We start from the raw sequence: 15249 nt of genomic DNA, 5'->3' as shown, positions 1-15249 counted from the left end.
AAGAACTTTACCCCACGTCCGGGGGTGGTCCGCACCCGTGGGGCGGGGGCTCAGGCGAGGGCCGAGCGGGCCTGTTCCGCGAGGGCGTCGGCGCCGCAGGTACGGGCCAGGAGCAGGCCGCGGTGGAGCTGGTCGCGGTCGCCGGTGGCCAGGCCCAGGGCGACGCGGGCGTGGGCCAGTTCGTCCCGGGCCGGGGACTCCTCGAGGTGGGCGACGGCGCGGGCGTGCAGCGCCGGGGCGGCGCCGGCCGGGGCGAGGGCGGCCTCGCACCCCAGGGCCATGCCGAGCGCGGTCGGCGTGCCGAAGCGTTCGGCGTCCACGCGCAGGCGGCGGGTGAGGGCGCGGGCCCGCTCCGGGTCGCGCGTGGCGAGGGCGCCGGCCAGGTCGCGGCGCCAGGGGGCCCAGACCGGGTTGTGGCGGCCTCGTTCGGCCACTGCGGAGGCGGCCTCCAGTGCGGCGACGGCCTCGTCGGTGCGGCCCAGCGCGAGCAGCAGCCGGCCGTGGACGCTGGGGGCGTCGGGCAGGATCATCGCGTCCGGGTAGGGCGGGCCGAAGCCGCGGGCCTCCGCGAGGCGCTGGGCGTCGGCGGTACGGCCCCGGGCGAGGAGGGTGTCGACGAGGAGGCAGACGGCGTCCCAGTGGACGGGGAGCCCGGTGCCTATCCGGTCGGCGAGCCGCAGGGACTCCCGCAGCCGGGTCTCGGCCTCGGCCAGACGCCCGCGCCGGCGCAGGACGGCACCGGTCAGCATGTGGGCGAAGGCGAGGTGGCCGCCGCTCCAGCCGGAGATCTCGTACGCGCGCACCGCCTCGCCGAAGAGCTCCTCGGCGCGGTCGAGTTCGTCGATCCAGGCGTAGGTGATCCCGGCGAGGCACGGGTACTCGAAGCCCCACGCGGTGTCGGTCCAGCCGAGGCCCGGCGCCGGGTGGCCGTCGGTGAGGGCCCGTTCGCAGAACTCGGCGACGACGGTGTGGTTCTCGCCCCGCAGCATGCCGTCGAAGGCGCGCAGGGTGAGCAGGGCGCGTTCGGCGTTGGTCTCGCCGGCCAGCGGGTCGGCGAGCTGGGCCAGGCGGCGGGAGCGGCCGGGGCCGTCGTCCTCGGTGGCGCGGAACGCGTCGTACATGAAGTGGGCGGCCTGGAGGCGGAGGCGTTCGGGGCCCGGTTCGGTGGTGGCGGCGGCGAAGGCGACGCTGAGGGAGGCTTCGCGCATCTGCTGGTTGTGGGCGAGTGCCTGGGCCAGGCGGAAGGTGGCGTCGGCGCGCAAGGTGTCGTCGAGGCCGGGGAGTTCGAGGGCGGTGCGCAGGTGGCGGACGGTGTCGGCGGGTGAGGTGAGCAGGGCGGCGCAGCCCAGTTCGTGGTGGACGTGGGCGCGCAGGTGGTGTTCGGGCGGTTCGCGCAGGGCGCGTTCGAGGCAGCGGCGGGCGGCGTCGGGCGCGCCGACGGCGAGGTGTTCGCGGGCCGCCCGGCGTAACTGCTCGACCAGGGCCGGGTCCTGGTCGGGGTGGACCTCCAGGAGGTGGCGGGCGGCGGCGGCCGGGCTGTGTCCCTCGGCGGTCAGCAGCCAGGCGGCGCGGCCGTGGAAGGTGGTGCGCAGGGAGCGGGGCACCGCGTCGTAGACGGCTCCGGCGACCAGCGGGTGGGTGAAGTCGATGGTGTCGCCGGGGTTCAGCACGCGGGCGGCGCGCAGTTCCCCGGTGGCGGTGGCCTGCCGGCCGGGGGAGAGTCCGGCGAGGCTGGCGGCGAGCCGCAGCGGGATGCCCGCGCCGAGGACGGCGGCGGCCCAGGCGAGGCGGGCGGCGTCGGGGCCGAGGCCGCCGAGGCGGTCGGCGAGCCGGTGGCCGCGGACGGTGGCGGCGAGTTCCCGGACGGCGCTGGCCTGGTCGGCTCCGGGGTCGAGGGGGTGCTCGCGCAGGCGGGCGAGGAGTTCGGCCAGTTCGTAGGGGCTGCCGCCGGTGGCGTCCCACAGCGCGCGTCCGAGGGCGGCGTCGGCGCCGGTGCCCAGGGCGCGGCGGGTGAGGCCGGCGGCGGCCTCGGGGCTGAGGGCGCGCAGGGTGACGCGCAGGCGGGCGGCGGTGCCCAGCGCGTCGAGGTGCGGGCGGCTCTCCTCGGCGGCGTGCTCGGTGGGCCGGTGGGCGACGACCAGGAGGAGCGGGAGGCGGGCCAGGCGCGGACCGAGGGCGGCGAGCCAGCCGAGCGACTCGCCGTCGGCCCAGTGGGCGTCGTCCAGGACGAGGACGAGCGGGCGGGCGCGGTGGCGGCGGGCGGCGCGGGCGGTCAGTGCGACCAGCGCGTCCTGGACGCCCTGCGGGTCGGCGGGTTCGTCGCCCGGCGTGGTGAGGCCGAGGGCGGGGCCGGCCAGGGCGCGGTGCGGGCCGAGCAGGGCGGCGAGGCCGTCGGTGTCGGCGAGGTCGGGGGCGAACAGGGCGCGGGCGGTGTGGAAGGGGACGGCGGTGGTGCCGGGGTCGGCGCGGGTGGTGCGGACGGTGCAGCGTTCGGCGGCCCGGGCGCGGACGCGGGCGAGGACGGAGGTCTTGCCGATGCCGGCCGCGCCGCTGTAGACGAGCAGGCCGCCTTCGGGGCGGGTGCGGCACAGGGCGTCGACCGCGCGGTCCGCCGCCGCGAGTTCCAGCTCGCGTTCGGGCAGCGGATCACCGGGCCACGGGGGCGGCGTGGTCGTCATGCCTGTCCAAGGGGGCTCGTACGGGGGGCGATTACTCCGACGAGCCTAGTGGCCACGGTGGTACGGACGACACACTTCGGCCGGTTCCGGACGCCCGGCGCACTCGGGCGCGAGGAGCGTGCGCGGTGGCGCGCCCCTGCTCGGGGGTGGCGGGCAGGATGGAGTCATGGAACCCAGGGATGACAGGAGCGCGGAGTCCGGCGCGGTGGCGCGGCCGGACCGGGGACGGGACCGGGACGCCGAGGGCAAGGCGCGCAACGCCCGCCCCCGGGACGGCCTGGGCCGGCCCCTGCCGTACGGCGCGCCGGGGGTGCCGAGGGCGCCGGAGGGGGTGGTCCGGACGGCGGGGGCGTCGGTGGACGAGGCGCAGGAGCTGTTGCGGGCGGGCCGGCCCTTCCACGCGCACGAGGTGTTCGAGGACGCGTGGAAGTCGGGTCCCGCAGAGCAGCGCGCCCTGTGGCGCGGGCTGGCGCAGACGGCGGTGGGGCTCACCCACGCGGCACGGGGGAACACCACCGGCGGGGCCCGGCTGCTGCGGCGCGGTGCCGACGAGGTGGAGCGGTGGGCGGCCTCGGCCATGCCGCCGGCGCCGGGCGGGCTGGACACCGGCGGGGTGGTGGCGTGGGCGCGGGCGCTGGCGGACCGGGTGGACGCCGAGGGGCAGGTGACGGACGCGGCGGCACAGGCGCCCGAGTTGCGCGCCCGGCACTGAGCGGGCCGGCGTCACCGGTGCGGACCGGGTCCGGGTGCGTCGGTGGTGGGGCGGTGTGAGGCTGGCGGATGTGACGCTCACCGATGAGACCGTGCCGCAGGCCGCCGCTCCGCCGGTACTGGACCGGCGGCGGCGCAACATCGTCTTCGTCACGGTCACGCTGGGGGTGCTGCTGGCGGCGCTGGACCAGACGATCGTGGGGACGGCGCTGCCGACGATCGTCGCGGAGCTGGGCGGGGCCTCCCACATGTCGTGGGTGGTCACCTCGTACCTGCTGGCCGAGACGGTGGCGACGGTCCTGGTCGGCAAGTTCGGCGACCTGTTCGGCCGCAAGGTGGTCTTCCAGATCTCGGCGGTCGTCTTCATCACCGGCTCGTTCCTGTGCGGCCTCGCCACCGACATGCTGCTGCTGATCACCTGGCGGGCGGTGCAGGGCGTCGGCGCGGGCGGGCTGATGGTGACGGCGATGGCGCTGATCGCCGACGTCATCCCGCTGCGGGAGCGCGGCAAGTACCAGGGTGCGATGGGCGCGGTCTTCGGTGTGTCCACGGTGGTCGGCCCGCTGCTCGGCGGGCTCTTCACCGACCATCTGACCTGGCGGTGGGCGTTCTACGTCAACGTCCCGATCGCCATCGTCGTGGTGATCGCCGCCGCCCGGACCATCCCGGCGGTGCGCGCGGCGCACAAACCGAAGATCGACTATCTGGGGATCGCGCTGGTCGCGGTGGGCGCGAGCGCCCTGATCCTGGCGACGGCCTGGGGCGGCAACGAGTACGCCTGGGGCTCGCCGGTGATCATCGGACTGTTCGCAGGCGGCCTGGTGGCGCTGGCGTTCTTCTGCCTGGTGGAGACCAGGGCCCGGGAGCCGATGCTGCCGATGCGGCTCTTCCGCAACCCGGTCTTCAGCGTCTGCGCGGTGCTCAGCTTCATCGTGGGTTTCGCGATGCTGGGCGCCCTGACCTTCCTGCCGACCTATCTCCAGTACGTCGACGGGGACTCGGCGACCTTCTCCGGGGTGCGGACGCTGCCCATGGTGGTGGCGCTGCTGGCGGCGTCGGTGCTGAGCGGCACCGTGGTGGGGCGGACCGGGCGGTACCGGATCTTCCCCGTCGTGGGGTCACTGGTGATGGCGCTCGGGCTGTTCCTCCTGTCCCGGATGGACGCGGACACCAGCGACTGGCTGGAATCGCTGTACATGGTGGTGCTCGGCGCCGGGATCGGCCTGTCGATGCAGGTGCTGACGATCGTCGTCCAGAACACCGTGGACTACGCGGACCTGGGCACCGCCACCTCCGGCGTCACCTTCTTCCGCACCCTGGGCAGCGCCTTCGGCACGGCGGTCTTCGGCACCATCTACGCCTCGGCGCTCGGCCCCAACCTCGACGAGGGCGTCCGGTCGGCGGCCGCCGCCGGCGGGGTGGACCCGGCGGCCCTGGCACAGGCGGCGCGGAGTCCGCAGGGGGTGCACGGGCTGCCCGGGACGGCACGGGGGCCGGTGGTGGAGGCGTACGCGGAGACGCTGCACACGGTGTTCCTGTGGACGGTGCCGGTGGCGCTGCTCGGGTTCGTGGTGGCGCTCTTCCTGAAGGAGGTCCGGCTGCGGGACAGCGCGCGGCACGGCTCGACCGACATGGGCGAGGGGTTCGCGACCCCGGGCACGGGCGACTCGGAACGGCTGCTGGAGTGGGAGGTGGCAGGCGTCCTGCGGTCGGCGGACTCCCGTACGGCGCGCCGGATCGTGGCCGATTCGGACACCCGGCTGGACGCGGCCGGAGCCTGGGCGGTGATGCAAGTGGAGCTGTTCACCCGGCTCGTGGGCCACGCCGGGCTCGGCCTGATCGCCGCCCGCCGCCAGATGCCCCCGGAGGTCCTGGTCCCGGTCTTCGACCGGATGGTGGACGAGGGCTACCTGACCCGCCACGGCACCCTCCTCGACCACACCCCCGCCGGGGCCCGGGAGGCACGGGTCATCACCGAGGCCTGGGCCCGCTGGCTCCGCTCCCGCCTGGACGAGGACCGGGGCGTCCCCGCCGACCGGGAGCTGCGCCGCGCGGTGGACGCCATCGCCAAGCGGCTGCTGGCGGAGGACCTGGCACTGGGGCTGACGGAGCAGCGGGGGCCGGTGGGGTCGACTTCGGCCAAGGCGGTGCTGTGACGCCGGGTGTCCGTCTTCCGTACGGAGACGGCCTCCGCCCGGTGAGGGGCGGAGGCCGTCGCGTCGGGGCCGGTCAGGCTGTCACGGGGAGATCTGTCACGGGTAGAAGTGCGTCAGCGACTCCGCCACGCAGACCGGCTTGTCGGTGCCTTCGCGTGCGAAGGTGAAGGCACGGGTCATCTGGACGCCGCCGCGTTTGACGGGTTCGACCGAGGCCACCCGGGCGTGGAGGCGGACGCGGCTGCCGACGGGGATGGGGGCCGGGAAGCGGACCTTGTTGACGCCGTAGTTGAGGGCCATGCCGACGCCGGTGACCTGGAGCAGTTCGGCGAACATCGGGATGCCCCAGCTCAGCACCAGGTAGCCGTGGGCGATGGTGCGCCCGTAGGGGCCTTCGGCGGCGCGGGCGGTGTCGGTGTGGATCCACTGGTGGTCGCCGGAGACCGCGGCGAAGGTGTCGATGGTCTCCTGGCTCACCTCCCACCAGCGGGAGTGGCCGAGGTCCTGGCCGGCGAGGGCGGTGATCTCCTCGATGCCGTGGGCGGTGCGGGGCACGGGGGCCGCCTTTCTGCGAGCGGGGTGGGGCGGGGCCGGGTCAGGCCGTGGCGACGGCGGGGGCGGCGGCGCGGGGCGCCTCGTCCTCCTCCTCGTAGTTGCGGCGCTTGAGGAGCAGGAGCATGCAGCCGAGGGTCAGGGCGACCTGGAAGACGGCGTAGGCGATGACGGCCGTGATGGAGCCGGTCTGGTTGAGGAGGAACTGGCCGATGATCGGGGTGGTGCCGCCGAGCAGGGTGCCGCAGAGCTGGTAGCAGAGCGAGATGCCGGTGTACCGCAGGTGGGCGGGGAAGCGGCTGGCGAGCATGCCGGCGAGGGCGGCGTAGTAGAGGCAGTGCGGGATGGTGGCGACGGCGACGCCGAGCATGGCCAGGCCGTAGTTCTCGGTGCCGATGAGGAGGAACATCAGCGGCATCAGGACCAGTTCGGGCACGAGCATGAAGGTGACCGCCCGGGACCAGCTGCGCATCCGGGTGGCGAGGACCGCGCCGAAGGGCTGGGCGATGATCTGGGTGATGTTGGCGACCAGGATGATCGTCAGGAAGGAGCTGCGGTCGAAGCTCAGCTCGGTGGTGGCCCAGGAGAGCGCGAAGGTCGACTTGAAGTAGGTGGCGGAGAGGCCGATGGTGCAGGCGCCGATGCCGAGGACGATCAGCATGGGGTGGCTGCGCAGCACCTCGGAGAGCGGCACCTTGGCGGTCTCGCGCTTCTCGATGACGCGGGCCATCGCGGGCGACTCGGTGACCTTGAGCCGGACGAAGAGGCCGACGACGACCAGCAGCGCCGAGGCGAGGAAGGGCACCCGCCAGCCCCAGGCGACGAAGGCATCGTCGGGGAGCTGGCTGATGGCGAGGAAGCTGAGGGTGGAGAGGGTGTTGCCGACCGGGGAGCCCTGCTGGGCGAAGGCGCCGTAGAGGATCGACTTGCCCTTGGGGGCGTGCTCGGAGGCGATGAGGACGGAGCCGCCCCACTCGCCGCCGAGGCCGATGCCCTGGATCATGCGGATGCAGACCAGCAGGATCGGGGCGGCGATGCCGATGCTCTCGTAGCTGGGCAGCAGGCCGATCGCGGTGGTCGAGATGCCCATCAGGAGCAGGGTGATGACCAGAGTGGTCTTGCGGCCGAGCTTGTCGCCGAAGTGGCCGAAGATGATGCCGCCGAGCGGGCGGGCAAGGAAGCCGACCCAGAAGGTGGCGAAGGCGACGAGGGTGCCGAGGGCGCCTTCGAGTTCGGGGAAGAACACCTTGTCGAAGACGAGGGCGGCGGCGGTTCCGTAGATGTAGAAGTCGAACCACTCGATGGTGGAGCCGATGAAGGCTCCGATTCCCGCTCGGCGGGCGGTTTTGCTCCGCGCCTGGTCGGCGGTGGTGCTCATGACGGCTCCCATGGGCAGCGTTGATCAGCGGAAGGGTGGGGTGGGGGCGGGCCTTGGGGGTGGCCTCGGTACGCGGAGTTTCGGGGGCGTCCCGCCCCGGTGGCCTCCGGTGTGATGGCCGCTACGGTGCCAGGCGGCACCGAGAGCGGTCCAATACCAAATAGCTGATGCAGTGAGACGGTCCCGGTATCACCGGGAGGGGAAGGTCAGGCGCGGGCGAAGACCGCGGCGAGGCCCTGGCCGCCGCCGATGCACATGGTCTCCAGGCCCCAGCGGGCCTCGCGGCGGCGCAGCTCGTGGGCGAGGGTGGCGAGGATGCGGGCGCCGGTGGCGCCGACGGGGTGGCCGAGCGAGATGCCGGAGCCGTTGACGTTGATCCGCTCGTGGTCGTCGGCGGTGAGCCCCATCAGGCGGGTGCAGGCGAGGGTCTGGGCGGCGAACGCCTCGTTCAGCTCGATCAGGTCGAGGTCGGCGAGGGTCAGCCCGGCCTTCTCCAGGGCGGTGGCGGTGGCGGCGACCGGGCCGAGCCCCATCGTCTCGGCGGGCACCCCGGTGCGGGCGAAGGAGACGAGGTGGACGAGGGGGGTCAGGCCGAGCCGTTCGGCGGTGGCCCGGCTGGTGACCAGGCAGGCCGCGGCGGCGTCGTTCTGGCCGCTGGCGTTGCCGGCGGTGACGGTCGCCTCCGGGTCGGTGGCGCGCAGGATGGGCTTGAGCGCGGCGAGCTGTCCGGCGGTGGTGTCGGGGCGGGGGTGCTCGTCGGTGTCGACGAGGGTCTCGCCCTTGCGGGTGCGGACCGGTACGGGCACCGTCTCGTCGGCGAACCGGCCGGCGGCCAGGGCGTCGGCGGCACGGCGCTGGGAGCTGAGGGCCAGCGCGTCCTGGTCCTCGCGGCTCACCTCGTAGGCGCGGCGCAGGTTCTCGGCGGTCTCGATCATGCCGCCGGGTATCGGGTGGTGAACGCCGCCCGCCTCGGTACGGCCGCGTGCCAGCGAGTCGTGGAGCTGGAGGCCGGGGCCGCGGATGCCCCAGCGGCCCTCGTGGGTGTAGTAGGGGGCGGCGCTCATCACGTCGACGCCGCCGGCGATCACGACCTCGCTGAAGCCGCCGCCGATCTGGAGCGCGGCGTCGATGACGGCCTGGAGCCCGGAGCCGCAGCGCCGGTCGATCTGCACGCCCGTCACCCGGTCGGGCAGCCCCGCGTCGAGGGCGGCGACGCGGCCGATGGCCGGGGCGTCGCTGGTCGGGTAGGCGTGACCGAGGATCACCTCGTCTATCCGTTCGGGGTCGACCCCGCTCCGCTCGACGACGGCGGAGATGACGTGCGCGGCGAGCACGGCGGGGCGCTGCCCGGCCAGCGCCCCGCCGAACCGGCCGATGGGGGTGCGCAGCGGCGAGCAGACGACGATGTCGTCGGGGGACGCGGCGGGGGTCGGGGCTGCGGACATGGGCGGTGCCTCCTGAGGGTGCGTACGGGTGGGCGGGCCGCCCCCGTTCGGGGCGGGGGCGGCCCGCGTCGACCCTCGCACTGGCGGGCCCACGACTTCCAATACTCAGTTACTCGCTGACTGAGACGGCGTACGTCTCAATCGGCGGCGCCGGGCGGCGTGGGCAGCGCCTGTTCGGCCACGGCGAGGACGCTGCGCAGGGCGGCCGAGGGATTGTCGGCGCGCCAGGCCAGCGCCGCGTGGAGGCGGACCGGCTCGGCGTCCAGGGGGCGGTAGACGAGGCCGGTGGACTGGACGTGCTGGACCGAGGTGAGGGTGAGGGTGACCCCGACCCCGGCGGCGACCAGGGCGAGGATGGTGTGGGAGTCGGGGGCCTCCTGGACGACGCGCGGGGTGAACCCGGCGCTCTCGCAGGCGCGGACCATGGCGTCGCGGAGGCTGGAGCCCGCGTTGGCCGGGAAGCTGACGAACGGCTGGTCGGCGAGGTCGGTCAGGGCGATGCGCTCGCGGGCGGCCAGCGGGTGGTCGCCGGGCAGGGCGCAGATCAGCTCCTCCTCGCCGATGACCCGGGTGCGCACCCCCGGGCGGGAGGCGGGCAGGCGGACGAAGCCGAGGTCGAGGCTGCCCTCGGCGACGCGGGCGAGCGCGGTGTCGGCGTAGGTCTGGCCGGTGAGGATCAGCTCGATGCCGGGGTGGGCGGCGCGGACGGCGCCGGTGAGCAGCGGCAGCGCCTCGTGGCTGGAGGCCCCGGCGAAGCCGACGGTGACCCGGCCGTACTCGCCGCGCCCGGCGGCCTTGACGGCGCGGACGGCGAGGTCGAGGTCGTCCAGGACGGTGCGGACCGGGCCGAGGAAGGACTCGCCGGCGCTGGTGAGCCGGACCGAGCGGGTGTTGCGCTCGAAGAGCTGGGCACCCAGCTCCTTCTCCAGCTGGCGGATCTGCTGGCTCAGCGGGGGCTGTGCCATCTGGAGCCGCTTGGCGGCGCGTCCGAAGTGCAGCTCCTCGGCGACGGCCACGAAGGCGGTGAGATAGCGCAGTTCCACGGTGTTCCTCGGGGGGATTGTTCAGCTGGGCGTCTTGATGTGACCTTAATTCGGTATTGGACGGCAATCAATAGTCGCTGGCACCGTGAGACCCGGCCGCCGTGCGGGACGTCGAGGACGCCCCGGTCGCGCGCCGTTTCCGATTCGTACGCGCCGAGGAGCTGCCTGCCGTGGAACGATCCGTGGCCCCGCCGGACAAGACCCTGTCGATGAGGGACGCCGTGGCGGCGTTCGTGCACGACGGGGACACGGTCTGCCTGGAGGGCTTCACCCACCTCATCCCGACGGCCGCCGGGCACGAGATCATCCGGCAGCGCCGCCGCGACCTGACGGTGGTGCGGATGACCGCCGACATCGTGGTCGACCAGATGCTGGCGGGCGGCTGCGTCAAGCGCCTCGTCTCCTCGTTCGTCGGCAACTCCTCCGCCGGTTCCCTCGGTGAGCTGCGCCGCCGGATCGAGCGGGCCGACCCCGAGCCGCTGGAGTTCGAGGAGTACAGCCACCACGGCATGGTCTGCCGCTACCAGGCCGGCGCCCAGCGCCTCCCCTTCCTCCCGCTGCGCTCCTACGCCGGCAGCGACCTGCCCGGCGTCAACCCGGCGCTGCGCAAGGTCACCTCCCCCTACCCGGGCCCGGACGGCGAGCCCGAGCAGATCTACGTGGTCCCGCCGGTCAACCCGGACGTCACCTTCATCCACGCCCAGCGCGCCGACCGGCTCGGCAACACCCAGATCTGGGGGCTGACCGGCGTCCAGGCGGAGGCGGTGTACGCGGCGAAGCGCGCCGTGGTGGTGGTCGAGGAGATCGTCGACGACGAGGTGATCCGCGCCGACCCCAACCGCACCGTGGTGCCGGCCCACGCGGTGGACGCGGTGGTGCACTGCCCGCGCGGCGCCCACCCCTCCTTCGCCCAGGGCTACTACGACCGGGACAACGCCTTCTACCGCTCCTGGTCCCACATCAGCAAGGATGCCGAGCGGCTGCGCGCCTGGCTGGACGAGTGGGTGTACGGCACCCGCGACCACGCCGAGTACGCCGCCAAGCTCGCCGATCACTTCCGCGACCACCTCGCCGTGGGCGAGGCGCTGAGCGGGCAGGTCGACTACGGGCGGCGGCTGTGAGCGCCGTGCCCGCGACCGTCGCCGCCCCCGCCCCGCCCTCCCCCGCGCCGCCGAAGGAGTCCCGCCGATGACCACCGCTCCCCCGCCCGCCGCCGCCCCCGGTGCCGCCGACGCCCCGGCGGCCGGCGCGACCTCCTCCGAACTGCTCGCCGTCGTCGCCTCCCGCGCGCTGGCCGGGCGCCGCACCGTCTTCGCCGGGATCGGCCTGCCGACCCTGGCCGCCTCCCTGGCCCACCTGACGGTCGCCCCCGGCCTGGAGATCGTCTACGAGTCCGGGGTCTGCGGGGCGCACCCCGCCCAGCTGCCCGAGACCATCGCCGACGCGGTGCTCATCACCGGCGCGGAGGCGGTGCTGCCGATGGCGACGCTCTTCGGCGCGGTCCTCCAGGGCGGCCACATCGACGTCGGGTTCCTCGGCGCCGCCCAGATCGACCGCTGGGGCAACCTCAACTCCTCGGTGATCGGCGAGTGGGAGCGCCCCCAGGTACGGCTGCCGGGGGCGGGCGGGGCGATGGAGGTGATGGCCAACGCGCGGGAGATCTTCGTGGTGATGCGCCGTCACACGCCGCGCTCCTTCACCGCCGAGCTGGACTTCTGCACCTCGCCGGGGCCGGACCGGGCGCTGGCCGACGGCATCCGGCCGCTGGGCTCGGGGGTCACGCGGGTCGTCACGGACCTCGGGCTCCTGGAGCGGGCCGGGGCCGGCGAGGAGCTGCGGCTGACCGCCGTCCACCCCGGGGTCACCGTCGACCAGGTGCGGGAGGCGACCGGCTGGGAGCTGGCCGTCGCCGACGAGGTCGCGGTGATCGAGCCGCCCTCCGCCGCCGAACTGCGGCTGCTGCGCGAGGACGTCGACCCGGGCCGGGTCTACCTCCGCTGAGCGGGCGCCCCCTCTCACCCTTCCCCTCACCGTCACCCCCTACCGAGGAGCACCCCGTCATGCGCATCAGAGTCGTCGGCGCCGGAGTCATGGGCCGGGGCATCGCCCAGTGGGCGGTGACCGCCGGGCACACCGTGGAGCTGGGCGACGCCCGCCGGGAGTCGGTGGACGAGGCCGTCGCCTTCGTCCGGCAGATGCTCGACCGGGCGGCCGGGAAGGGCCGGCTCGGCCGGGCCGAGGCGGACGACGCGGCCCGGCGGCTCGTCCCCCTGGACGCGCCGGACGCGCCCGGGGACGGTGTGGAGCTGGTGATCGAGGCGGTCCTGGAGGACCTGGCCGTCAAGACGGAGCTGTTCCGCCGCCTGGAGGAGGTGCTGCCGGCCACCGCCGTCCTCGCCACCAACACCTCCTCGCTGCCGGTCACCCGGATCGCCGCCGGGCTCCGCGAGCCGGAGCGGCTGATCGGGCTGCACTTCTTCAACCCGGTGCCGCTGATGAAGGTGGCCGAGGTGATCCCCGGTGCCCGCACCCGGCCGGGGCTCGCCGAGGAGCTGGCGAAGACGGTCCGGGCGAGCGGCCACGCCGCCGTCACCGTCGCCGACACGCCGGGCTTCCTCATCAACCACGCGGGCCGGGGCCTGGTCACCGAGGCGCTGGCGCTGCTGGAGGAGCGGGCCGCGCCGGTGGAGGCGGTGGACCGGATCGCGCGGGACGTGCTGGGCCTGCGGATGGGCCCGTTCGAGCTGATGGACCTCACCGGTCTCGACGTCACCTCGAAGGTGATCGACACGATCTGGGAGGGGTTCCGGTACTCCGAGCGGCTCCGCCCGTCCTTCCTCACCCCCAACCGGGTCGCCGCCGGACTGCACGGCCGCAAGACCGGCGAGGGCTTCTACCGGTACGGTCCCGACGCGCCGGAGCCCGCCCCGGAGCCGCCGGTCACCGGTGACGCCCGGCGCGCGGTGCGCGTCGCCGGAACCGGGCCGCACGCCCGGGCGCTGCGCGAGGCGCTCGCCGCGGACGGGGCCGCGCTGCTGCCCGAGGGGCAGGACGCGCCGGACGCGCTGGTGCTGGTCCCCGTCTGGGGCGACAGTGTCGCGCGGGCCGTGGCCGAGCTGGGCCTGCCGCGCGGGCGGAGCTTCGGCGTCGACCCGCTCTCGGTGGGCCGGCCGCGCCGGGTGCTGTCGGTGACCCCGGCCGCCGACCCGGTGGCGGCCCGGGACGCCCGGGCGGTGCTGGCGGCGGGCGGGCACACCGTCACGGCGGTGCGCGACACGGCGGGTTCGGTGGCGCAGCGGCTGCTCTCCTCGATCGTCTCGGTCGCCGCCTCGGTCGCCGAACGCGGACTGGCCCGGCCCGTCGACATCGACACCGCCGTCACCGCCGGGCTCGGCTACCCGCACGGGCCGCTCGCCTGGGGCGACCTGGTCGGCGCGGACCGCCTGCTGGAGCTCCAGTCGGCGCTGCTCGCCGCGACGGGCGACCCGCGCCACCGGCCGACCCGCTGGCTCGCCGAACGCGCCCGGCTGGGCATGGCCCTCACCGATCCGGGCACCGGCCCCGAGGCGGCGTACGTCTGAGTGGCCGGGCGACGCCCGCCCCGCACCCGCATCCACCCGTCCGACCGGCACGCCAGGCGTGCCGGCGCGCTGAAGGAGAACACACCGTGCTGACAAGGGATTTCGGCCTCACCGAGACCCAGCGTGACTTCCGGTCCCTGGCCGCGGAGTTCGTCGACAACGAGATCGTGCCGTACGTGCGCGACTGGGACCGGGCCGAGCGCGTCGACCCGGGCATCGTCAAGCGCCTGGGCGAGCTGGGCATCCTCGGGCTGATGCTGCCCGAGGAGTACGGCGGCGTCGAGGCCGACATGCTCTCGTACGCGCTGGTCACCGAGGAGCTGGGGCGCGGTGACTCCTCGGTGCGCGGGATCGTCTCCGTCTCGCTCGGGCTGGTGTCGAAGACGATCGCCACGCACGGCACCGACGAGCAGAAGGCGGAGTGGCTGCCGCGGCTGGCGGCCGGTGAGGCGCTGGGCTGCTTCGCGCTGACCGAGCCGGGGACCGGGTCGGACGCCGGCTCGGTGTCGACCCGGGCACGGCGCGACGGCGGTGACTGGGTCATCGACGGCGCCAAGATCTTCATCACCAACGGCACGGTCGCCGATGTGGCGCTGGTCTTCGCCCGGACCGGCGAGAAGGGCCTGACGGCCTTCCTGGTCCCCACCGACTCCCCCGGTTTCACCGCCACCGAGATCCACGGCAAGCTGGGCCTGCGCGGCCAGGCCACCGCCGAGCTGACCCTGGAGGGCGTCCGCGTCCCCGACACGGCGCGGCTCGGCGAGGAGGGCCGGGGCCTGGGCATCGCGCTGGGCACCCTCTCGCGCGGCCGCATCTCGGTCGCGGCCGGCGCCGTCGGCCTCGCCCAGGGCGCCGTCGACGCCGCCGTCCGGTACGCGAAGGAGCGCACCCAGTTCGGCAAGCCGATCGCCTCGTTCCAGCTGGTCCAGGAGTTGCTGGCCGACTCCGAGGTCGACGTGCGCACGGCCCGGCTGCTCACCCACCAGGTGGCCCGCATGGCGGACGCAGGGGCGAGCCCGAAGGAGTACGCGACGGACGCCTCGGTCGCCAAGTACCACGCGAGCGAGGCCGCCGTCCGCGTCAGCAACAACTGCCTCCAGGTCTTCGGCGGCTACGGCTACATCGACGAGTACCCGGTCGGCAAGTACCTCCGCGACGCCCGCGTCCTCACCCTCTACGAGGGCACCAGCCAGGTCCAGAAGCTGATCATCGGCCGCGCCCTGACCGGCGTGGACGCGATGAACTGAGCCGCACGGCTCCGTCCGGCCGGGCGTCCGCATCCTGGACAGGGGGTGCGGGCGCCCGGCCGCGTCGTGGGCTTGGGCGGTCCCGGGGCCTCCTGACGCGGCGCGGCCACCCTTCGCCACCTGGAGTTTCGCGTCCTCCCCCGCCACCCCGTCTCACTTTTCTTCTCGCGATGCGAGACGCATTCCTCTGATCGGCCGCACCGTCCTTACAGTGGCGCACATGTTCGGACCCGCACGCCGTCTGGCGCTCGCCCTCTTCGCGGCCACGCCGTGGAGCGTGGACGACGCGCTCTGTCGCAGCTGACGCCCCCGCGCACCCACTCCCCCAGGGTGTCCGACCGCCCGTGCCGTCCGGCCTCCCCGCCTCTCCCCGGAGTACCGCTGTGACCACCGCTCCCCCCGCCGGGGCGCCGCCCCGCGCCGCCCTGATCTCCCCCTCCCCCACCTCGGTGCCCGCC

The 15249-nt window shown here is 74.7% G+C and carries 11 protein-coding genes; 6 read left to right on the top strand and 5 right to left on the bottom strand.

The features are described from left to right. Positions 1-50 precede the first annotated feature (50 nt). A complete protein-coding gene (locus tag IF45_RS0122180; RefSeq protein WP_030309113.1) occupies positions 51-2678 on the bottom strand; it encodes an AAA family ATPase in 2628 nt (875 codons plus the stop codon). 166 nt (positions 2679-2844) lie between these two features. Between IF45_RS0122180 and IF45_RS0122175 the strand changes: the two genes are divergently transcribed. Both IF45_RS0122175 and IF45_RS0122170 read left to right on the top strand, forming a co-directional pair. Further along, positions 2845-3390 carry a DUF309 domain-containing protein gene (locus IF45_RS0122175; protein ID WP_030309112.1) on the top strand — a complete coding sequence of 182 codons (546 nt, stop codon included), beginning with the start codon at positions 2845-2847 and terminating at the stop codon, positions 3388-3390. Between the two features lie 70 nt (positions 3391-3460). Next, complete coding sequence (locus IF45_RS0122170) at positions 3461-5545, top strand: MDR family MFS transporter (RefSeq protein WP_018893364.1); 2085 nt, start codon at positions 3461-3463, stop codon at positions 5543-5545. A 96-nt stretch (positions 5546-5641) separates the two neighbouring features. Here the strand turns inward: IF45_RS0122170 and IF45_RS0122165 are convergent, their stop codons facing one another. The 4 genes from IF45_RS0122165 to IF45_RS0122150 all read right to left on the bottom strand — a co-directional run bounded on the left by IF45_RS0122165 (position 5642) and on the right by IF45_RS0122150 (position 9963). Continuing rightward, complete coding sequence (locus tag IF45_RS0122165; RefSeq protein ID WP_003952134.1) at positions 5642-6100, bottom strand: MaoC family dehydratase; 459 nt, start codon at positions 6098-6100, stop codon at positions 5642-5644. Between the two features lie 40 nt (positions 6101-6140). Beyond that, entirely contained in the window at positions 6141-7475 is a 1335-nt protein-coding gene (locus tag IF45_RS0122160; RefSeq protein ID WP_008409303.1) for an MFS transporter, read from the bottom strand. 206 nt (positions 7476-7681) lie between these two features. Further along, the gene (locus IF45_RS0122155; protein WP_030309111.1) at positions 7682-8920 is read right to left on the bottom strand and encodes an acetyl-CoA C-acetyltransferase; all 1239 of its coding nucleotides are present in this window, start codon (positions 8918-8920) and stop codon (positions 7682-7684) included. A gap of 137 nt (positions 8921-9057) precedes the next feature. Then, complete coding sequence (locus IF45_RS0122150; protein WP_003952131.1) at positions 9058-9963, bottom strand: LysR family transcriptional regulator; 906 nt, start codon at positions 9961-9963, stop codon at positions 9058-9060. Between the two features lie 209 nt (positions 9964-10172). On the opposite strand from IF45_RS0122150, the gene IF45_RS0122145 reads away from it, so the two are divergent. The 4 genes from IF45_RS0122145 to IF45_RS0122130 all read left to right on the top strand — a co-directional run bounded on the left by IF45_RS0122145 (position 10173) and on the right by IF45_RS0122130 (position 14791). After that, positions 10173-11084, top strand: a complete 912-nt coding sequence (locus IF45_RS0122145; protein WP_174905223.1) for a CoA transferase subunit A — start codon at positions 10173-10175, stop codon at positions 11082-11084. A gap of 67 nt (positions 11085-11151) precedes the next feature. Beyond that, on the top strand, positions 11152-11964 hold the full coding sequence (locus tag IF45_RS0122140; RefSeq protein ID WP_030309110.1) for a CoA-transferase subunit beta: 813 nt from the start codon (positions 11152-11154) through the stop codon (positions 11962-11964). A 59-nt stretch (positions 11965-12023) separates the two neighbouring features. Then, a complete protein-coding gene (locus tag IF45_RS0122135; RefSeq protein ID WP_030309109.1) occupies positions 12024-13544 on the top strand; it encodes a 3-hydroxyacyl-CoA dehydrogenase NAD-binding domain-containing protein in 1521 nt (506 codons plus the stop codon). A gap of 86 nt (positions 13545-13630) precedes the next feature. Further along, positions 13631-14791: an acyl-CoA dehydrogenase family protein gene (locus IF45_RS0122130; protein WP_030309107.1), complete on the top strand. Its 1161-nt coding sequence runs from the start codon at positions 13631-13633 to the stop codon at positions 14789-14791. Positions 14792-15249: the final 458 nt, after the last annotated feature.

The sequence above is a fragment of the Streptomyces albidoflavus genome, assembly GCF_000719955.1.
GTDB lineage: Bacteria > Actinomycetota > Actinomycetes > Streptomycetales > Streptomycetaceae > Streptomyces > Streptomyces albidoflavus.
This window is presented reverse-complemented; position numbering and strand designations above follow the sequence as displayed.